Genomic DNA, 18737 nt, shown 5'->3' with positions numbered 1-18737 from the left:
ATAAACGGATTGGTACTCGGGCTGGGACGGATCGTTGCCCGTTGTCGGCGTGGTTCGGGGCGGGCCGGACCGTACCCGCATGGTGTGACTCTGCGTGAGGGGAGTCAGTCATGTGAAGCGCCTGCAGTTGTCGTGCGCCGGTCTTCGACGGTGTCCAGGTTCGATGAGGTCGGTGTGGCGGGCATCGAGGTAGGAGCGCATGTCGGCCGGGGCGATGAACTCGGCGGCGTCGGTGGCGCCGAGAGCGGCATGGTGGGCGGCCTGGGCTGAGCGCGCTGCGGGTGCGAGGTGGCTGAGCGCGGTGATCTGCCCGGCGATGCTGCGCAGGTCGGCGGCGTTGCCCGGGCCCAGGTGGCGGTGGCCCGTTCGGCGCCCCGGGCCTGGCGGGTGGCCATTACGCGCCGCTGGCCGGTGGTGCCGACGGCGCCAGGGGCGGCCGCGCAGGTAGCGGCGTTCGGCGGCCTGGCGGCTGGCGACGCCGAGAGGGCCGGCGAGGTCGGCCCAGCTGGCGCCCACGTTGCGGGCGGTTTCGATCAGGCCGGTCTCCCAGCCGGCGAGCTGCTCGCGTACCTGCCGCAGCAGCACCAGGGAGGCCGGCGCCTGCGCAGGGTCGGGCGCGGAGGCATCGGGGGTCTCGTGCTGGGCGCCCCGCAGCGCGTCATCCGTGGCGGCAAGGGCTGCCGCGGCGGCGAGAAAGGACGCCGGGGTGGGGGCGTCGGTGCGAGGCGTGGATGGCTGGACGGCTGCGGTCACGGGCACCTCCCTAAGGCTGTCAGCAGATCGACGACATCATGTTTGTCATCGGTCGGATGACATATTACAACCCTGTCAGCGCAGCGCATTGGCAGCAATGGCTCAAATCTGCTGGAGGTCTTTCACAAGGTTGCTGCGCAATCAAGGCGAAGTGGGCGGCGCTGGCCCACTCGGCCCACTGAGCAGGTCGGTGCGCCGTTCACGGACGTACGCCTCGGCCTCGGCCTGCCAGTCCTCGGCATCCGCCCTCACCAGCTCGTCGGCCGTTCTCGAGGTGTCGTTGACCAGCTGGAAGTGGTCCGGGTGGTGGCCACGCAGTACCACATCGGGGTCCACCACGCCGGTGCGCGACCCGCATTGACCGGCGCAGCATCCGGCGCGCCTCGATACCTGAGTGTCCGCCTTCGCGGCGGACGAGCGGCGCGGCGAGGCGTGGAGCGCGGCGCTCCATCTCGATCGCCTTCGCGGTGGGCAGCGGCAGATTGTCGAGGTCCTGGTCGGTGACGGGGATCAGGGTGCCAGTCGAGGTCTCGTAGCCGCGGGCGATCTCGTCCTGGCGCAGGACCTGGCCGTCGAGCTCGCAGATCTTGCGGTAGCGGATCCGGCCGCCGTTGGCGGTGTGGATCTGCCGGAAGCTGATGTCGTGCGATCGTGCTGCCGCGGGGTGGAGCGGGCTCCTACCGCGCGCGGACCGTGGTCGGGCGCTCGCCGAGTACACCAAGCACGAGGCGTACCCCGAAGTCATCGAGGCCGCGCACGCCGACTTCACCGCCCTCCAGGAGGCTGCCGACGTCCCGCGCCCCCGTGCAGCACGCATCCTCACGCCGGACGCCGAGTCGTGACGACAGGGAAGGACACCGGGGCCAGGTCCGGGGGGCGAGAACACCGCCCTGTACCGAACCCTGGACGAGGCCGTCCCCGAGGACCTGCGATGCACGACCTGTTGAAGGTCCCCGACGGCAAACGGGTCTTCCGCGCCCGGGTCAGGCGGCGCGGGATGGGCTTGTGGGCGGCCGAGCGGCTCTTCGTAGCGAGGCGACGTCCCACCAGCCGGCGCGGGGTAAAGCTTCGTTGGTGGCGCACGCCGTTGCCGTGCCGGTCGATCCTGACATGGCCGGTATGTGCCGCCCTCGATGGGTATCCCTCCTCCTGGAAAACGCCCATCCGGAGGAGGAACCCGTGCAGAAGAGTGAGCTCTACGCACTCGACATCTCCCACGTGACGTGGGAAAAGTCGTCCTACAGCCTCGCCAACGGCGACTGCGTCGAGGTGGCCCACCTGCCCGGCGGTGCCGTCGCGCTCCGCGACTCCAAGAACTCCCATCTTCTGCCCCTGCGATTCAGCGCCACCGAGTGGGCTGCCTTCCGTGAAGGCATCAAAAGCTGGTGAAGTCCAGGTCTGAACCATGCAGTACGAGCCGAGGTGCCTGGGCTCTACGTACCTGCCAGACCCCAGCCTCTTGAGCTGGAGTACTGCCCGCCCAGGCCGTGGTTGCCGCTGCCGTTCCGGAGCTGAGCGGCTGCGACCCGGCGCCCGCGTACCGCCCGATCAGGCTTATGGGTCACTCTCGAACGGAGTGCGGCCCGTAGGCTTTTTGCGTTTCCACGCAACCAACGCCCCCAGATGCCGGTACGGGGGGGTAGTCGATACTCGCCGGTCCGATCCTCCCCAGGGCCTTGCCGAACTCGTCCGCCGCTCGACGGCCTGGCCGTCGAGGAGCCGCTGGTCGCTTTGAAGGCGCTCGCGGACCTGCGGACGTCATCGCCCGGACCGGCCAGGACGCCGCGTACGAGCTCGGCGGCCGCAACTGCCGCTCACGGTGGTCGCGGCCGCTCTCGGTACGAGCGAGTCCGCGGCCCGCACCTACCTCAACGACTACCTCCACCCCTGCCTCCCACGCCCCCGGAATCCCTCAGTACCTGATCCATATCCTTGCTGCGCGCCCCGCATTGCTTCAGGCACCCCAGCTGTCACTCGTTAGGCAGCTGGGGACATGATGGCCCTCGTGACGAGCAGCCCACAGACACCTTCGGCCCGGATCCCGGGCTATGACGGAGGCCCCTTCCGCCACCAGCCCGAACTCCTGGACGACCACCTGTTTTGGCTGGTCCACCTGCATCTGGGCCATACGCGCGATCTGGAAGCGGGAGCCTTGCTGTCCCAGCTGCTGGGAGGCGACACCTGGCCCGTGTTCACGGTGCCGCTGGCAGGGGATCACCGCCTATATGTGGTGTATCGCGCCTTGGAGGGGGAGGCCGGAATCGACTACCTGGTGCACCACCCTGACTGGGACGCGGCCGAGACCCTGGCGCAGGACGATGGGCACTTCATGGGCCCCGGCTTGTCCTGGTCCGAGCTGACCGCCGCAGCGGACAACGGCCTGCCCGGCGGCAGCACCACCGACCCCCACGCCCGACTCCTGCTCCTGCTTCCGGCATTCGGCGACGACGCCGTGCCGAATGAGGCCTTCGAGCGCCTGACCGCGGCGCTGCGCGCCCGCACCCGCGTTGAGGGGTCGGAGAGGCTCGCCGCGGCGCGCCTCGCGTATCAGGGGGAGTGGGGCCCCACGCACTGGACCACTGCCGAGGGCGGCTACCTGGTCAACGATGGTGGCTACTCCTTCCGTAACCCCGCCAACCGCTTCGCCTGGCCGACCGCTCGCCTCGCCCAGGTCGCTACCGCACTGACCCCCTGACGGCGCGTCCGGGGAACGAGGAGTCGAGCAGTATGCAGCGATCTCCGGTCACGCGAGATGACCTGCAAATGATCACGCTGTGGGTGGTGTGATTCCGGCCTCGGCCGGTCCGGGGGCAGCATGCTCGGCCGGCCGCGACGGCGGGCCTTGCATCGTGTGCTCATGACGGCGGACCGTACGGACCGGGGCGGCTACCGTCGCGGGCTCTTTCGAGCAATAGGTGACACTCGTACGCGCGCGTGCCACGAGGTCTCATCGAAGGCCCGCAGGCGTTCGGGCTGGTCAACCCGCCCCCGGACCCAGCCTGTTGCACCTAACAGGGTTGACCCGTAATCCCCCGCCCCACCGGCCACGGTGACCCCCTACGGGGAGCTGCCGGTGCCCTAGCCGGCCGCTTTCTCACCTCTTATTCGCGGCCGCTTCGGTGACGGGTGCTCAGCCTTCCTGGCAGGCCTTGCTGTTGAGCGCGGCCGCCGCGCCCGCGTTGTAGCCCTTCTCGTAGTTCGGGTCCAGTTGCGCGAGGTTCTGGTTCTGGGGCTTCTTCTTGCAGTCTTCCCGCGTCTCGGCGAGGCCCTTCCTGAAGCCCTTGGAGTACTGGGCCTGGGCGTCCTGCTGTTCGGCCTCCTTGACGGTGCCGCAGCTGGCCTTGTCGTCCTGGTTGGAGGCCGTCACTTTGCCGACCGGGATGAATCCGCTGGTGGTGGCCGTCCCGTCGTCGTTGGCGGAGACTTGGGCGCCGAACTGGTTGGTCGCGGTACCGCCGCGGAAGGTCACGGTCGTTCCCGGCTGCGCTCCTGTGGCCGTGACGTCGTACTTCCCGGCGGCGTTGGGGGTCTGCTTCACGCTGCACGTCAGGGAAGGCACCGCTGCCGCCTGCGCGGAAGCCGCCAGGAGCGGTGCCGACCCGAGTGCCAGCGAGGACACGACCACAGGCGCCAGCACGGCCAGTCGAATACGGGGGTTCATCGTTCGTCCTTCCCTCGGATGGAACATGGAAGAACCGGGCCCGGGGAGGTGTGAACACGTCCATCGTCCTGCCGCCGACCGGCCGTGTCCACCGGAGCTACGGAAGGGCAGGTCCGAGGGCCGCCGGCAACGCGGCGGCGTGCAGGACGTGCAGACCCGAGACGGCACGGGTGAGGCACACGTAGAGGCGGCGCAGGCCGGTGAAGTGAGAAAGCCTCGCCGACGGCAGCAACCACCCCTGCCGCGCGAGACGAAATGCCCGCGGGTTATCTGGCCAGATTGACCACACATGAGCCCCGACACCGTGGCGGTGTCGGGGCCGTTCTGGCCTGGTGGCTAGCTGTAGTGACCCGCAGGGTTGTTGACGCGGCTGATGGGTGGGTGCCCGCCGAGTGCGGTGTGGCAGCGGTGGTGGTTGTAGCTGTGGAGGAAGTCTGCCAGGGCTTCGGTCCGCTCCTGGTTGGAGGTGTAGGGCTTCAGGTAGGCCCACTCCTCCAGGATGGTGTGGTTGAAGCGTTCAACCTTGCCGTTGGTCTGGGGCCGATAGGCGCGGGTGAGTTTCCCGGTGGCGCCGAGCTCGTGCAAGACGTTCTTCCAGGCCAGGCCCTTGCGGTAGGCCCAGGCGTTGTCCGTCAGGACCCGCTCGATGCAGGTGATGCCCTGGCTGTGGAAGAAGGCGGCGGCGCGGGTGAGGAAGCCCGCGCAGGTCGCGACCTTCTCGTCGGGGTGGATCTCGCTGTAGGCGAGGCGGGAGTGGTCGTCGACCGCGGAGTGGACATAGTCGAAGCCCATGCCGCGGACGGGCCGGCCTGCTTCGCGGTTCAGGACGCGGTGGCCGCCGCCGTCGGGGCTCCGGCCGAGTTTCTTCACGTCCACGTGAACGAGCTCGCCCGCACGCTCGCGTGCGTAGCGTCGGATCACGGTGCCGGTTAGACGGTCGAGCCAGGACAGCCGGCTGAGACCGTGCCGGGTCAGGATCCGGTGGACGGTCGAGGCGGGCAGCCCCAGGACCGGGCCGATCCGGGCGGGGCCCAGCTTCCGCGCCCGACGCAGGTCACCACCCTGGCCTCGATATCGGCCGGAGTCCGGTGCGGCGTCCTGCTAGGCCGGCTGAACCGGTCGCGCAGCCCGGCTTCGCCTTCGGCCCGCCACCGGCGGATCCACTTATGAGCGGTGGCCCTCGATACGCCCATCTCGGCGGCCACGTGGGCGACCGGACGGCCCGAGCAGACCCGTTCGACCAGCAGGTGCCTACCGAAGACGGTCAGCCGGGCATTACGGTGGGACACGAAGACCTCCGTGCGGTGAGTTCCTAGACAGCTCCCACCACACCGGAGGTCTCCGCCATGTTCAAGACCTACCGAGTGTCAACAACGCTCGTGATCAATACAGCTAGGGCCCGGCTCCGGTGGCACCTGGATGGGGTGGTTGTTGCACATGCCGTAGCGGCATGTGGTGGGGTCGGGGCACCACAGCACGAAAGGCTCTGTCTGCGATGTACCCCTCCCTCACGCCTCCCCGGCAGGTCAAGATCGGTGATGCCGCTGCGTTCGCCGGGATCACCCCACGCGCCATCCGCCACTACCACGAGATCGGTCTGCTGCCGGAGCCCGAGCGCGGCGGGGACGGCCGCCGCCGCTACGGCTATGACGACATGACCCGCCTGCTGTGGATTCGCAAGATGGCTGATGCCGGTATCAGCCTGGACGACATGCGGGCCGCCTTCGGCGAAGCCCGGGACGAAGCTGGAGACGAAGCCCTGGCCCAAGCCCAGGATATCGAGTCGGTCCTGAGCAGGCTGGAGGAAACCTTGGCGGCGCAGGAGGCCGCCATCAAACGTCGGCGCGCGGCTGTCCAGCGCCTGCAGGCGGTGGGCAGCCCGCTGGGGCTGCTCTCCGAACTGGTCACGGACCGGCTCAGCCACCTGCCCCCGGGCGCGTTGCGCCCCTCCGATCTGGACGCCCTGCTAGTAGCAGAACGGATCTTCGGGCCGCTCGGCGCCGCCATCCAGGCCGGCACGTTCATCGTGCTGGCCACCCACCCCGACCTGCGGGCCGAGGAGGACCGTCTTGAGGCGGCCGAGGCCGCCCTCGACGACGGCGTCGAACCCGACGACCCGCGCGTCGAAGAGCTCGCCGTACAGCGATGCGCTCACCAAATGGCCCTGAATCAGGCCATCGATGCAGCTGGTCTCGACGCGGCCGAGGAGAAGATCTTCGAAATCTACGACGCCGACCTGAAAGGCGAGGAGGGCACAGGGATGAGTGCCGCCACAGCGATCACCAAGATGCCTTACGGCTTCTCTCCTGCCCGGATGCGCTGCGTGGAACTCGCCGGACGGCTCTTCGGCGAGGCCCTTGCCGACGCCCACTCCGCGGACAGCTGATCGCCTGTGCCTGGCACTGACGTGGCCCGACAACCGGTCGCGTTCATCCGCATGTGACCGATCGGGTCAGACGTCGAGCCCGGGCCGTAACCAAGAGTGACAACACAACTGGCCGTACGTGGGGATTCCGAACGGGCCGCTGACAGCGTTGGTCGCGATCCCCAAGTTGAGCGACTGGGGAAGTAATGCTCAACCTTCCTGAGCAGCCTCTTCTGTGACGTCTCGAAAGCAGACGCGAACGAATCGAGGAGGCAACCTTGCCAAGCGCGCGTATCGCTTCCGGAGCAACGGCTCACGGGGTGGACTGGCAGCAGCACGGGAAGGGCGTCGTCATCGCGGTGGAGACCACCGCCGGAGATTTCTCCAGGACGCCGAACTAGGCCGCGAGCCAGGCGCTGATCGCCGTGTCCAGTGCGTCGCCGTCGATGCGCTGCAGGATGCGCCGCACGGTGACCTCGGCCGGGGCGGCGGGTCCGGTGTCCGGTTCCCGGCAGGTGCCGCCGAGGCGGGTCAGCAGTTCGGGCGGGGCGTCTGCGGCCCACTCCGCGATGGCCACCAGGGACGTGGCCCCGGCCAGGACCGCGCAGGCAGCCAGGGCCAGGACGAAGACGAGCGGGCGGCGCCGGCCCCGGGCACGGCGTGGATCGGGAACGGTCGCCAGACGGACCAGGAGCCCTGGGTGGTCGGCGGGCGACGCCGGGGCGACACAGGCGAGTTGGCCCAAGCCGACGGAGATGAGCGAGGAAGAGCTGGCAGGCACGGTCTTCCATCGTGGGGATCAGGGATTCGACACTTCTTGATCACCCGCGGCCCTGCCTGCCTTTACCCAGAGGAGCCCGCGTCGCGGAGCGCATCGCACGAACTGGCAGGATCGGGGCCATGAGCGACTCACCTTTCGACGCTGTCCTGTGCGACTTCGACGGCGTCCTGCGTCTGTGGGATCCGGACGGGATGACCGCGCTCGATCGTGAGCTGGGGGTGCCCGGGGGGACACTGGCGTCCGCGGCGTTCCGTCCGGGCCTTCTGAATGAGGCTGTCACCGGACAGATCAGCGACGACCAGTGGCGGGAGCGGGTCACGGAAGACCTCGCTGCGACCTGCGGGCAGGTTCGGGCTCAGGGCCTCGTCCACGCATGGTCCGCGCTGACGGGCCGGGTCGACATGGACGTCCTGGAGCTCCTGGCCGATGTCCGCCGCCGCGTGCCGGTGGTCCTGGTCTCCAACGCCACCACACGGCTGGAAGACGATCTCGCCGCTCTGGGCCTGGCAGACGCCTTCGACGCGGTAATCAACACCGCCCGTATCGGGGTGGCCAAACCCGACCGCCGTGTCTTCGAGGCCGCTGCCCGCAGCGTGGCGGCCGACCTGCACAGATGCCTGTTCATCGACGACACACCCGGTCACGTGACAGCGGCCCGAGAGACCGGCCTGACTGGGCTCCACTACCAGCACGTCGACCAGCTGCGCAGTACCCTCACACCACTGCTGGCGTGACCGGCCGACCCGCCGCCACTCCGGCCGCACCAAAATTGCCACTAAGGGCTGTCCCGTAATCCCCGGTGGATCAGCGCACGGCGTCAGACGCGGTGCATCGCAAGGCGGAGGAGCGTCCTGATACTGGGCGTATCCGGGCGTTCCGACAACGCGGCGAGGTGCCGTGGCTGTCGTCGTGCGCCCGCCGGGGATTACGGGACAGCCCTTAGCCTCCGCCACCGCGCCCGCGACACCACCGCCCTGGGCATCACGTGATCAAACCGGGCACTCCGCGAGAATGACGCCGCCCTGCCGAGAGCCTACGAGGAAACACTGACAGCCAGCACGGTGGAGCCAGACGTTTCTGGCTGGGGCCAACACTTTCCCAACAGGCCCTAGCACCGCTGATAGCGGCCTGGCCCTACCCGCAGGGCCGGACCTGGGAGACTAGGGATCATGACCGACCGTCGACCGCTCTCGCTGCCCGCCTTCTCCGAGCCCGCTTCCGACGCGACCGTACCCGCCAGGCGGGTAGGCGCCGGCTGATGCCGGTCGAGCAGGGCGCCGGCCTCCGCCAGCCGCCCGGCGAGACCGAGCCCGAGCCGGAACCCGCCCCGGCCCGACGTCCGCTCGCCCCCGGCGGCCTCACCTTCTCAGACCCGGACCGCCATATCTGAGCGCTACCACCACGGGTTGCGCCACGTCCAGGAGCAGCTCACCACCTAGCCCCACCGCCCGGTGTGCCACGCCTGCACCTGGACAGTGGTCGTAGCCGGCCCGGCTCCCGCCTCGGATACCGTGTTCCTCTACGGGGTGCCATAACGGATGTGCCGCCCCCACCGGAGGTAGTCAGCGTATGAGTTCAAAGCGCAGCAAGAATCCAGCCCTGCCCGTACTTGACGACGCATTCCGACTCGCGTCGGTCAAGGACGCCGAAGAGTCCACCCGTGACTTGGCCGCGCGGCTGGCCACCACCGAGCTGCGCCGCGTTTCCCACCCGGGCCGGGTCACCTGGGAGCCCACCGATCAGGCCGAGCCCGTACCGGTCCCGCCGACTGTGGTCGACGGTGACGGGGACCTGTGGCTGCGGGACCGGGGCACTGGCACCTGGACCATGCCCGAGTTCAACCCGAAGGAGTTCCCGGCCCGCTGTGGCGAGGTTCTGACGTGGAACCAGCTTGCCCGCGAGTTCGGCCCGCTTACCGCACTGGCCGACGACCGCCGCCTCGGCGGCGGCCGACGTCGCTGACCGCGCAGCCTTCTGGGATGACCGCGCCCCCGAAGCGCCCGTTACGGGTAGCTCCAGCTCACCGCCGAGCTCGACGATGGCGGCGAGCAGGTGAGCGTGGTGGTCGGTCACGGTGTCTCCATGTTGCAGCCGGATACGTCGTCGCTGTCCGCCGGAAGAAGCGGGTGTAGCGGAGTCCGGTCTCCGGAGTGATGTTGAACACCACGCATAGGTGCTGCAGGTCAGCGCCGGTGACGGCGGCCTCTTCGAGGATTCGGTCCTCGCGAAGTTGCTGGGCGGTGACCGGGAGACCGCGCAACAGAGGCTGCATCCAGCCGGTTGTGACCGGGGCCCGGGTGTGCGCGGTCTGCGAGCTGATGAACACGTGAGGGTTGCGGGTATGGGGCCAGCGCTGGTGCCGGAGGTTGATGCAGTCGACGGCGGCCTGCTCGAGCCTAAGGCCTGTCTGATAATTGATCTGTGGCGCGACGAGGTGAGTTGACGGAGGCGGCGCGGGAGTGGATAGAGCCCTTGTTGCCGCAGGTGGATGGGCGTGGTCGGCCCTGGCGTGATCACCGGCAGCTGGTCAATGGTGTGCTGTGGCGGTGGCGGACCGGGGCTCCGTGGCGTGACCTGCCCGAGCGGTATGGGCCGTGGCAGACCGTTTATGAGCGGTTTGCCCGTTGAGAGGCGGACGGCACGTGGGCAAGGCTGTTGGAGCATGTGCAGGTCCGCGACGACACGGAGGGCCGGGTGGAGTGGACCCGTCGCCGTCGACTCCACGATCAACCGTGCTCACCAGCACGCCGCCCGCGCACGTAAAAGGGGGCTGCGGACGGGGACGAACTGGAAGATCCGGTCGGCTCGCAGACGCGCCAGGCCCTCGGCCGGTCTCGAGGCGGGCTGACCACCAAGGTCCACCTCGCCGTCGACGGCCGGGGACTGCCGCTGTCCATCGTGCTCGCGCCCGGCAACGTCAACGACTCCACCGCCTTCGGTCAGGTCCTCGACGGGATCCGCGTTCCGCGAGCCGACACCGGCCGCCCACGCACGAAACCGACCCGAGTCCCGGGCGACAAGGCCTACTCCAGCCGAGCGATCCGGCATCTGCTGCGGCGTCGGGGCATCGCCGTCACGATCCCCGAGCGCCGTGACCAAACAGCCAACCGCCGACGCCGAGGGCGCCTCGGCGGCCGGCCGCCCGCCTTCGACAAGGAGCTCTACCGCGACCGCAACGTGGTCGAACGATGCTTCGCACGCCTCAAGCAGTTCCGCGCGATCGCGACGAGATTCGACAAGCTTGCCGACCGCTACCGTGTCGGCGTCGTCCTGGCCTCGCTGATCCTCTGGCTCCGCGAACCAGCCCGTGATCATTTGTCAGACACTGCCTAGGGCCCTTCCTCCGGCCCTTCTCGCTTCGGCCCGGCTCGCATCGCGCGCAGTCGGGCCAAGGAGTCCCGGGCCACCGAAGCCGTGAACGCCGGGCACAGCAGCGGCTCCAGCGCCGGTGGGTTCTTCAGGCACGGCCCGATCCGCTCGTAGACCCCGCGTCCGCCGGCGCTGCTCAGGTGAATCCCCAAGCAGACGGCGTGGGTCGCCCAACGGGGCAGGGCAGGGTGTTCGTCGTGGGTGCACACGGGGTCCGTGGGCCCGGCGAGCACCGCCTCGAATCCCCGCACCAAGGCGTCGTACGCCTCGTCGGAGCTGTGGGCGGTCCCGGCCCACCAGGTCAGCGCCGCGGCCGTGATCACATGGCCCGCCCGGTCCTCCCCCTTGGCGTGGCCCAAGGCCCTCCCTACACCGGCAACCTCCTCGCCCACGTCCGTACCGGGCTGCGGGTAGCCCTCCAGGACGGCCGTGAGCGAGTCGAGGGCACGCTGCGCGGCGAACGGCAGCAGGGGCGGGGCGTCGGGGGCCGATCCGGGTTCGAGCGCCTCCAGGACCATGGCCGCGAACCCGTCGACGGTACGCGGGCAGAGCCACTGCTCCCGCGAGTGGTTCTCCCACCACTCCGTACTGTCGTCGGCCAGCATCAGCAGCACGTCCGGGAGCGTGTCGACGAGGTCTTCCCACTGCTTGTCGAACGGGTGCCCCTCATGACCGCAGCCCTGCCCCGCGCGTTCGCGGCGCACGGCCCGCGCCGCATCGGCCACCACGAGCGGCACGTCCCCGCCGGCCAGTTCGGTGTACGGCAGCATCAGGACAAGCCCGAACACCCGCTGATACGCGAGCTCCCCGCCGGGATCGTCCGCCAGCGCCCGTGCGCACTCCAGGACGACGTGGTCCTGGACATCGTAGGGACCGTAACGGTCCTCTCCGGTCTCGCTCCAGGAGCGGACCAGTTGTTCGTACGTCATCAGTCGTTCCTCAGCCGTGTCAGGGAGTCTCGGGCCGTGGCCGCGACGAACGCCGGACACAGGGCGGTGTCGAGGGGTGGGGCCCAGGGCTCGGGCCACTTCTCGTACGCCGCGCGGCCGCGGGCGCTCGCCAGGTGCATGCCCACCCACAGGGTCTCGGTGGTGTCGCTCGGCAGGTCCGGGTGCGCGCCATGGGGGCAAGGCCCGTCGTCGAGGAGGTCGATCGCGCGCTCGAAGGCGTCCGCCAGCTCGTCGACGAGCTCCTGCGCGTCGGCGTCGTCCGCCTCGGCCTCGACGTACCACGCGACGGCGGTGGCCACGAAGACCCGGCCGGCCAGCTCGCCGTCCGCCGCCTCCTGCAGCGTGGAGGCCGCGAATGAGAGGTCCCAGGCCACGTCGAAAGTCCTGGCGAGCGGGTAGCCCTCCATGATCGCGGTGAGCCCCTCCAGTTCGTACCGGTCCTCGAACGGCAGGAACGGCGGTACGTCGCCGGCCGAGCCGGGCCGCAGCGACTCCATCACCACGCGCGCGTGCCCGGCGACGTTGCGCGGGCACAGCCATGCGTCGCGCGGCCTGAGGTCCGTCCAGGGCCGCTCGTCGTCGGCGAGCTCCCGCAGGACGTCCGCCATGTTCCCGAGCTCCGCCTCCAAGTTGCCCTGAAAGGGGTGGTCCTGGTGCGCGCAGGGCGCGTCCCGCAGCGCCCGGTCGACGGCCTGAGCCGCGCCGAACACCGCCTCGACGTCACCGTCCTCCGGTTTCTTTGTAGCCAGGTACGGAAGCGCGAGCACCAGACCCAGCGTCCAGCTGTAGGCGAGCGGCCCGCGCGGATCGGCGGCCAGTTCACGGGCGCACTCGACGACGAGCCGCTCGTACGTCTGCGGTTCGTGGTCGACGTACTCCCTCATCTCGTCCCAGGCGTCGACCAGTTCGTCCGCTCGCTCAGCGGAGGATCGATCCGTCATCGTCATCCTCCTTGTCCATCTCCTCGTACCGCTTGTCCATCGCGACGATCGGGTCCCGCGCCCAGTCGGCGAGCAGGCTCGCACAGGCCCATACGTCGACGGGGTACGCGCCGTCCGGCGCTCCGAACTCCGCCGGGGCGTAGAGGTGATCGAGGTGCGCCTTGAACTCCTTGCGCCGGTGCCCGGACTCCCGCAGATGCGCGTCCGGATGGCCGTCGCCGTGGGGGCAGTCATGGTCGAGCGGCTCGGGGTCGACACTCCGCAGCAGGGCCCGCACCTCGCGCCCCACGCCGTACGGCAGGTCGAAGACCGAGGCGGCCCACAGGGCGAGGTGAAGCAGAACGAGCCGCTCGTGCGGGTCGGTGGCCTCTGCGTGCCGGCGTGCCGCCCACAGGCCGGCGTTCTGGCCCGCGACACCGGAGTCGTCGAGGTCGTCGGCGTCGACGATCGTCTGCGTCAGCGCGCCGATGACGAGGCGCCCGTGGGGTCGTACGAACGCGGCGTCCAGGCCGCGGGTGTCGCGTACGCCGAACAATTCCTCGTGCGCGGAGCGCAGTTCACCGAGCGACTCCTCGGCGAGGCCCCGCAGATAGTCAGGGCACACCCAGACGTCGGCCGGCTCGTCCAGCCATCCGGCGAGCTCCGCCCGCCCGCCGGGGCTGCGCACATGGAAGGCGATCTCGGCCAGCGACTCGTAGTACAGGTCGTCCTCGCCGGGGTGCTCACCGTCCGCGTGCTCACAGCCGCCCGCATCGCCGAGCAGCCCGAGCGCCCGCTCCAGACCCTGGATCATCGCGTCGAAGACCGGACGCAGGGTGATCCGGTGGACGGCGTACGGAACCGTCACATGCTGCGTGAGGACGTACCCCGCGAGGGCGCCGCGGGTGGGACGGTCGGGCAGGTAGTCCGCGTTGGACTCGATCTCGGGAGCGGGATCGATGACGGGGTGGTCGTTGAGGATCTCCTTCAGATCCCGCACCGATTGCGCGTGGTCCTCCGGCACCACCTCGGGAATCCCGGATGCCGAGAACGGCGCGATCACATCGGCCGTCACGCGTGCGATGCCCGCTACATTGCCCGGGCACGACTCGCCGTCGACCCGAGGGTTTTCGGGGTGCTCCCCAATCAGGTAGTCGGCGGCGGCCCCCACCGATCCCCAGGAGTCCTCGGAGAGGTGCTCCAGCTCCTCCTCGTACGGATGCGTCTCGTGCCCGCAGCCCGTCGCATCCAGCGCGGACGCGGCGGCCACGAGCGCGGCGACTGCGGCCCGCGCCGTCTCGGGCCGCGGCCGCCAGGCGAGATAGCGGAGCATCTTCGCAAGTCCGGCCACCCACACATGCGCCGACTCACCGCCGGGATCGGCGGCAAGTCGGAGCACGCAGTCGAGCGCGAGTGGCTCGGCCTCCGCCGGATCGGTGCGTGCGTCGGTCCGGGACCACTGCGCGTACAGCTCGGCCGTGCGGGCATCAGGTATGACGATCATGCCCGGTACGACGTGTGGCGAGGCTCCTGGGGTTCCTAGGAGCCGTGACTTAAGTACCAGCGCTCAGAAGCGGACGATTGCTGAGACTGTGAGTGGGGGCTGTACCGGGGTCCCGGAGTCGAGGCCGGGCGGGTGCGGCCGGGGACGCATGAGCCGTGAGATGGAGCGCCGTCCGATGAACACCAACGACCGCAGCCGGTTGAGTCGCGACGAAATCACCGAGAACCCACCCGCGGTCCGGGCCCGCTACCTGGAAACCCGCCTACTCGCCCAGGTCTTCACCGGCTACTGGCAGGCCGGCGCACGCTGGACCACCATGCCGCGCCCCACCTCACCGACGCCGGCTTCGACCTCTCCTACGCCCGCGACGCCACCACCACCTCGGCGGGCCCACCGAGCCGATCGACGACCCGCAGCCCAGCCCCTACGACGTCGGCTACGAGATGATGCTCGACGGCGCCCAGGTCCTGCGCCTCGGCCCCGACCTGGTCGTCAACATCGTCCAGGCCAACCACACCCGCGGCGTCGAATGGCTGGAGCGCCACCTGGCCGGCCGCTACCGCATTCACCGCGTGTACCGCATGGCCGACAACCACATCGACTCCATGCTCCTCGCCCTGCGACCGGGGGTGTTCCTCGCCCGGCACGACGGCATCCGCGACCTGCTCCCGAACCGCTGCAGAGCTGGAAGTTCATCGTCCCGCCCCAGCCGGACACCGGCGCCTTCCCCGCCTACGGCGACGCCGACCTCGTCCTGACCAGGCGTCGGTACCTTCCCTGGCATGTCCGCTGACACCCCGAGCGCGGCCGATCAGCTGGTGCTCGACCACGCCCACCGCCACGGGTTCACAGTGACCGCGAAGATGCTGGAGGTCTGGAGAAGCCGCGGCAGGAGCAGGCCTAGGCAGTCGGTGACGATGTGTCGCTTGCGGCCCGGTACTTTCTTGCCGCCGTCGTGTCCGCGTGAGGCGGCCGGCACCGACGCGGCAGCCCGTACCGACTGAGCGTCCATGATCCCCGCCGTCGGTTCCGTCTCGCGTCCTTCGCGTTCGCGGACCATCCCGCGCAGACGGTCGTGGAACTCCGCGATCAGTCCTGCCTGCCGCCAGCGGCGGAAGAAGGCGTAGACCCGGTCCCAAACGGGGAAGTCCGCGGGCATCGCCCGCCAGGAGATACCTCCCGCGACCAGGTAGCGGATCGCGTCCAGCATCTGACGGTGGCAGTAGCCCTCGGGCTGCCCGCCCCGGCCCTCCAGCCAGGCCGGCACCGGCAAGAGGGGCTTCACCTGCGCCCACTCCGCGTCCGTCATGTCCGACGGATACAGGAGTACCCGGTCCGGATGATCGGCCGCGTTCCCGTACGCGTGCGCAAGCCAATCACATGACACACCGGTCGAGTTGAAGTCAACGTGCGCGGGCGCGTACAACAACAAAGGGGCCTCCCGACCATCGCTTGGTTCGATTTACATCCCCGAGCTACCGAGAGGCCCTGTCTTCGTGCGCGTACAACCGGAAGATCACCCGACCAGGAACTCTTGACCCGCAGCTTCCAAGATCGGCTGAGATGCGGCTTCTCATGCCAGCTCCGGAGGCCGGGCGCCCCGTTGCGCGGCCACAAACACGCAATGGGGGAGGGGCTCCGAGCCGGGCTCGGGCAGGAGATGCCGGACAACGGCGTCCGGTGATCGACTCGTGTCTTCCCTGAGTTCACGCCCCAGCGGGTAGCACTGCGAGTGCGTCGATCTCGACCCGGAAGGCGGGATGGACCAGCCCGGCGACCGTGACGAGTGAGCAGGCTGGCGGGCGGGCCGTGTCCAGGTACTCGTCGCGCACCTGGCGGAAGGTGTCCAGATCGGCCAGGTTGGTCAGAAATACCGTCAGTTTGACCACGTAATCCATGGCGGCACCCGCCGCCTCCAACGCGGTGACCAGGTTCGCGAAGACCTGACGTACCTGGGCCGCGGTATCCTCCGCGCCCACCACCCGCCCGTGGGCGTCCACCGGGACCTGTCCGGAGACGGCGACCATCGGCCCCGTGAACGCCACGGCATGGCTGTAGCCGTTGACCGGAGGGGTGCCGTCGGGTCGGACGAAGTGCTGCATCATGGCTCCTGAAAGCGGCGGTGAGCACGCCGGGGTGTTGTGTATGGCTTTGGACTGTCGGCACTTGACGAGGTGCCCGCCGCCGCCGTCGGTACGGGCCGGTGTTGCTACTGACTTGCTGTGGGAACCAGCTCCGCGACGAGACGTGCGGTAATCGGGGTCTCGATCCTGTGAGTGGCCGCGGCCCGTAGGACAGCCCCGCCGATGGCGTCGAGCTCGATCGGGTGGCCGTTCTCCGCGTCGCGCTGCATCGAGGACTTCATCATCTCGGGGGCCCGGTCGAAGAAGGAGAGCACGGCCTCGGCGGTCACCGGTGTGCCCGCGGCGCGGGCCACGGCAGTGATTTCGTCGAGTACGGCAAGCAGTTCGGACCGCCGCTCGTCGCGGATGGCGCCCACAGCGGACTGGTAGCGCGTGGTCAGCAGGGCGAACGGGGCGAGGAAGGAGAGTTTGTCCCAGAGCATCGTGCTCTCGTCGGTGCGCAGGGTCACGTCGAGGCCGGCGTGCCGAAGGTGGGATGCGAGGTCGGCGAGCGGGGCGGCCAGTTCGAGGGCGGTGAAGGGGCTGGTGTGCGCGATGCGTCCGGGCGAGGTGCGGGTGGCCTCGACCCTGATGGTTCCGGCCACGACCTGGCCGGCCGGATAGTGTCGGCGCAGTGCTGCGAGGTGGTCGAGTCCGTTGAGCAGCGGTACGACGATACCGTCGCCGAGGACCTGCGGCGGAACACGGTCGAGGGCGGCGGGCAGGGCGGTCTGCTTGACGGTCACGAAGGTGACGTCGACCGGTTCGCGCAGCAAGGTGTCAGCTTCGACCGGAGTGGTGAAGTCGCCGTATTGCGTGCTCTGCACTCGCAGGCCCTCTCGGCGCAGCACGGCGGTGGTCTCCTCGCCGGCCAAACAGACGACGCGGTGTCCGTCGCGGGCGAGCAGCGCGCCGATCAGGCCACCGACACCGCCCGGCCCGAGGATGGCCACCGTCACGGTGTTCATGGTCATGTGCGCTCCTGTTCTTGGGAGACCAGTGCCCGTTGGGCGGTCTCGTTGCTGAATGCGGTCAGTTCGTCGACGGGATCGCGTCGGCAAGTGCTGGTGGTGGAGCCTTGGCCCCGGCCGTGTGTGGTTGCGCCGGTCATCGACGGGAGCCGTTGGCCAGGCGGTCGCGCCAGGCCGGGGCAAGGGCGGTGAGCATCAGCGCGGCGGTGAGGGTGAAAGCCAATGGGTAGCCGGTCTGGCCTGCGAGCACCCCGAACCCGACGGCGCCGACGCCCATGCCCGCGTCGTAGGCGAAGTTCCACAGGGCGCTGACGGTGCCGTAGCCGGACGCGGGGACACGCGCGTACATCAGCGTCAGCGTGGCGTTCTGGGTGACTCCGAAGCCGACCCCGAACAGGGCCACGCCGACGACAACGGCGACCGGGCTGTGGGTCAGAGAGGTGAGCAGCGTCCCTGCGGCGGAGACAACAAGGCCGGGCAGGACGAGTGAGGCCGGTCCGTGCCGGTCGCCGTGTCGGCCCGCGACCCAGCGGGCCGCGGTTGATGCCGCGGACTGGACGAACAGGGCCATGGCGACGACTCCGGTAGAAGCCGACGGGACGGCAAGGGGGAGGAAGGTGACGGTGATTCCGGCAGCGAGCGCAGTAGCCGAGAAGACGACGGCGGGCCGCAGAAGAGCGGCCGTCCGGAACCCGGCCAGCACCCCGATCGACCGTCCCGAGGTCGGCTCGCGGTCCGGCAGGCCCGGCACCGAGACGATGGCAGCCAGCGCGGCCACTGCGCCAGCAATGCAGACCGGTACGTACCCCACGTGCCCTACCAGCCACACCCCGAGCGGCAGGGCCACCAGCGACGGAACCCCAGACACGATGCCAACCAGTGCCAGCCCCTCACCACGGCGCTCGGGCGGGATCAGCGACGCCGTCAAAGCGCCACCCGCGACGACCGTGAACGCGAAGCCCAGACCCCGCACGACACAGACCGCCGTGATCCAAACCGTGCTCCCGGAAGCGGTCAGCACCAGCGTGGGCGTGCCGAGGAGGACCAGCCCTGCCACCAGCGCCAGGCGGTAACCGAAGCGGGCAACGAACCGGGGAGTGGCCAGCCCGCCTCCGACCGTCGCCAGCATCAGCGCACCCGTGGCCAGTCCCGCGGCATAACCGCCTCCGCACACCTCGGCATAGAGGGGGACGACCGACAACAGCAGGTAGAAGCTCGTCGAGGCACCGATGACCGAGACGAAACGCAGCAGCAGGGGCCGCGTCACCAGCAGCGGCCGCGAGCCGGCGCCCTCAGCTCGAGAGTTGATCATCCTGGTCACACGACGAAGCTAAAGGCCA

Annotated in this window: 19 protein-coding genes and 3 pseudogenes; 10 read left to right on the top strand and 12 right to left on the bottom strand. The window is 69.5% G+C overall.

What is annotated here, in order from left to right; translation table 11 throughout:
- Positions 1-104 precede the first annotated feature (104 nt).
- Together ACZ3X1_RS31425 and ACZ3X1_RS31420 are read right to left on the bottom strand one after the other, a co-directional pair.
- Positions 105-753, bottom strand: a pseudogene (locus tag ACZ3X1_RS31425) (type III effector protein).
- Positions 754-952: 199 nt separating this feature from the next.
- A complete protein-coding gene (locus ACZ3X1_RS31420; RefSeq protein ID WP_467282244.1) occupies positions 953-1471 on the bottom strand; it encodes a Ku protein in 519 nt (172 codons plus the stop codon).
- Here ACZ3X1_RS31420 and ACZ3X1_RS31415 point away from each other — a divergent pair.
- From ACZ3X1_RS31415 to ACZ3X1_RS31405, 3 genes are all read left to right on the top strand, one after another.
- Entirely contained in the window at positions 1392-1595 is a 204-nt protein-coding gene (locus tag ACZ3X1_RS31415; protein ID WP_467282256.1) for a hypothetical protein, read from the top strand. The genes ACZ3X1_RS31420 and ACZ3X1_RS31415 overlap by 80 nt on opposite strands.
- A gap of 337 nt (positions 1596-1932) precedes the next feature.
- On the top strand, positions 1933-2142 hold the full coding sequence (locus tag ACZ3X1_RS31410; RefSeq protein ID WP_467282131.1) for a DUF397 domain-containing protein: 210 nt from the start codon (positions 1933-1935) through the stop codon (positions 2140-2142).
- 616 nt (positions 2143-2758) lie between these two features.
- Positions 2759-3448 (top strand): hypothetical protein, encoded by a 690-nt coding sequence (locus tag ACZ3X1_RS31405; RefSeq protein WP_467282130.1) that lies wholly within the window; start codon positions 2759-2761, stop codon positions 3446-3448.
- A gap of 435 nt (positions 3449-3883) precedes the next feature.
- Here the strand turns inward: ACZ3X1_RS31405 and ACZ3X1_RS31400 are convergent, their stop codons facing one another.
- On the bottom strand, positions 3884-4414 hold the full coding sequence (locus ACZ3X1_RS31400; RefSeq protein ID WP_467282129.1) for a hypothetical protein: 531 nt from the start codon (positions 4412-4414) through the stop codon (positions 3884-3886).
- Positions 4415-4750: 336 nt separating this feature from the next.
- Positions 4751-5703, bottom strand: a pseudogene (locus tag ACZ3X1_RS31395) (IS481 family transposase).
- Between the two features lie 206 nt (positions 5704-5909).
- Between ACZ3X1_RS31395 and ACZ3X1_RS31390 the strand changes: the two are divergent.
- Together ACZ3X1_RS31390 and ACZ3X1_RS31385 are read left to right on the top strand one after the other, a co-directional pair.
- On the top strand, positions 5910-6800 hold the full coding sequence (locus ACZ3X1_RS31390) for a MerR family transcriptional regulator (RefSeq protein WP_467282127.1): 891 nt from the start codon (positions 5910-5912) through the stop codon (positions 6798-6800).
- 257 nt (positions 6801-7057) lie between these two features.
- On the top strand, positions 7058-7180 hold the full coding sequence (locus ACZ3X1_RS31385) for a hypothetical protein (protein ID WP_467282125.1): 123 nt from the start codon (positions 7058-7060) through the stop codon (positions 7178-7180).
- Here the strand turns inward: ACZ3X1_RS31385 and ACZ3X1_RS31380 are convergent.
- Positions 7177-7560 carry a transposase family protein gene (locus tag ACZ3X1_RS31380; protein WP_467282123.1) on the bottom strand — a complete coding sequence of 128 codons (384 nt, stop codon included), beginning with the start codon at positions 7558-7560 and terminating at the stop codon, positions 7177-7179. The genes ACZ3X1_RS31385 and ACZ3X1_RS31380 overlap by 4 nt on opposite strands.
- A gap of 119 nt (positions 7561-7679) precedes the next feature.
- Between ACZ3X1_RS31380 and ACZ3X1_RS31375 the strand changes: the two genes are divergently transcribed.
- The 4 genes and pseudogenes from ACZ3X1_RS31375 to ACZ3X1_RS31360 all read left to right on the top strand — a co-directional run bounded on the left by ACZ3X1_RS31375 (position 7680) and on the right by ACZ3X1_RS31360 (position 10893).
- The gene (locus ACZ3X1_RS31375) at positions 7680-8294 is read left to right on the top strand and encodes an HAD family hydrolase (RefSeq protein ID WP_467282121.1); all 615 of its coding nucleotides are present in this window, start codon (positions 7680-7682) and stop codon (positions 8292-8294) included.
- An 835-nt stretch (positions 8295-9129) separates the two neighbouring features.
- Positions 9130-9522 carry a hypothetical protein gene (locus ACZ3X1_RS31370; RefSeq protein WP_467282119.1) on the top strand — a complete coding sequence of 131 codons (393 nt, stop codon included), beginning with the start codon at positions 9130-9132 and terminating at the stop codon, positions 9520-9522.
- A 211-nt stretch (positions 9523-9733) separates the two neighbouring features.
- Positions 9734-10003 carry a hypothetical protein gene (locus ACZ3X1_RS31365; protein WP_467282117.1) on the top strand — a complete coding sequence of 90 codons (270 nt, stop codon included), beginning with the start codon at positions 9734-9736 and terminating at the stop codon, positions 10001-10003.
- A pseudogene (locus ACZ3X1_RS31360) lies at positions 9982-10893 on the top strand (IS5 family transposase). The gene ACZ3X1_RS31365 and the pseudogene ACZ3X1_RS31360 overlap by 22 nt, the downstream one beginning before the upstream one ends.
- Here the strand turns inward: ACZ3X1_RS31360 and ACZ3X1_RS31355 are convergent.
- Genes ACZ3X1_RS31355 through ACZ3X1_RS31345 form a run of 3 tightly spaced genes read right to left on the bottom strand, consistent with a single transcriptional unit; the run spans position 10890 to position 14303 of the window.
- Positions 10890-11858: a hypothetical protein gene (locus ACZ3X1_RS31355; RefSeq protein ID WP_467282115.1), complete on the bottom strand. Its 969-nt coding sequence runs from the start codon at positions 11856-11858 to the stop codon at positions 10890-10892. The pseudogene ACZ3X1_RS31360 and the gene ACZ3X1_RS31355 sit on opposite strands and share 4 nt — an antisense overlap.
- Positions 11858-12820, bottom strand: a complete 963-nt coding sequence (locus ACZ3X1_RS31350; RefSeq protein WP_467282113.1) for a hypothetical protein — start codon at positions 12818-12820, stop codon at positions 11858-11860. Before ACZ3X1_RS31350 ends, ACZ3X1_RS31355 begins: the two co-directional genes overlap by 1 nt.
- Positions 12798-14303 carry a hypothetical protein gene (locus ACZ3X1_RS31345; protein ID WP_467282111.1) on the bottom strand — a complete coding sequence of 502 codons (1506 nt, stop codon included), beginning with the start codon at positions 14301-14303 and terminating at the stop codon, positions 12798-12800. Before ACZ3X1_RS31345 ends, ACZ3X1_RS31350 begins: the two co-directional genes overlap by 23 nt.
- A 443-nt stretch (positions 14304-14746) precedes the next feature.
- Here ACZ3X1_RS31345 and ACZ3X1_RS31340 point away from each other — a divergent pair, with 443 nt between their 5' ends.
- Positions 14747-15061: a hypothetical protein gene (locus ACZ3X1_RS31340; RefSeq protein ID WP_467282109.1), complete on the top strand. Its 315-nt coding sequence runs from the start codon at positions 14747-14749 to the stop codon at positions 15059-15061.
- Between the two features lie 53 nt (positions 15062-15114).
- On the opposite strand, the gene ACZ3X1_RS31335 is transcribed toward ACZ3X1_RS31340, so the two are convergent.
- From ACZ3X1_RS31335 to ACZ3X1_RS31320, 4 genes are all read right to left on the bottom strand, one after another.
- On the bottom strand, positions 15115-15612 hold the full coding sequence (locus tag ACZ3X1_RS31335) for a transposase (RefSeq protein ID WP_467282107.1): 498 nt from the start codon (positions 15610-15612) through the stop codon (positions 15115-15117).
- Between the two features lie 397 nt (positions 15613-16009).
- A complete protein-coding gene (locus ACZ3X1_RS31330) occupies positions 16010-16405 on the bottom strand; it encodes a RidA family protein (RefSeq protein WP_467282105.1) in 396 nt (131 codons plus the stop codon).
- Between the two features lie 107 nt (positions 16406-16512).
- On the bottom strand, positions 16513-17400 hold the full coding sequence (locus tag ACZ3X1_RS31325) for a ketopantoate reductase family protein (protein WP_467282104.1): 888 nt from the start codon (positions 17398-17400) through the stop codon (positions 16513-16515).
- A gap of 133 nt (positions 17401-17533) precedes the next feature.
- Positions 17534-18709, bottom strand: a complete 1176-nt coding sequence (locus ACZ3X1_RS31320; protein WP_467282242.1) for an MFS transporter — start codon at positions 18707-18709, stop codon at positions 17534-17536.
- Positions 18710-18737: the final 28 nt, after the last annotated feature.

The organism is Streptomyces sp. NPDC023541 (genome assembly GCF_055559995.1).
Note: the sequence above shows the minus strand (reverse complement) of the source record. Positions and strands in the feature narration are given on the sequence as shown.